This is a genomic window from Pseudomonas sp. NY15437, assembly GCF_048068435.1.
Classification (GTDB): Bacteria; Pseudomonadota; Gammaproteobacteria; order Pseudomonadales; family Pseudomonadaceae; genus Pseudomonas; species Pseudomonas nitroreducens_B.
Map to the genome: position 1 here is coordinate 1 of NZ_JBLUQC010000054.1, position 314 is coordinate 314.

Here is a 314-nt window from a genome sequence, read left to right on the forward strand (position 1 = left end):
AGGGCCTGCATTTCTGCAGGCCCTTTCGGTATATGGCGCACTCAGGAGGATTCGAACCTCCGACCGCTCGGTTCGTAGCCGAGTACTCTATCCAGCTGAGCTATGAGTGCGTCGTCGGTAAAGTTTAACCAGATTCACCAACTGGTTGCAGCTAATGGCTTTTCAGCCCTTTCGCCACTGAAGCCCCGCTTTCACGTTGCCTCGTATATGGCGCACTCAGGAGGATTCGAACCTCCGACCGCTCGGTTCGTAGCCGAGTACTCTATCCAGCTGAGCTATGAGTGCGCTGATGAGGGCGCAAATTCTAGGGCGAT

General features: G+C 55.1%; 2 tRNA genes. Both read right to left on the reverse strand.

From position 1 onward, the window contains the following. Positions 1-33: 33 nt before the first annotated feature. Positions 34-110, reverse strand: a tRNA-Arg gene (locus ACNFIA_RS31995). A gap of 98 nt (positions 111-208) precedes the next feature. Then, positions 209-285: transfer RNA gene (locus ACNFIA_RS32000), tRNA-Arg, on the reverse strand. Between the last annotated feature and the right edge of the window lie 29 nt (positions 286-314).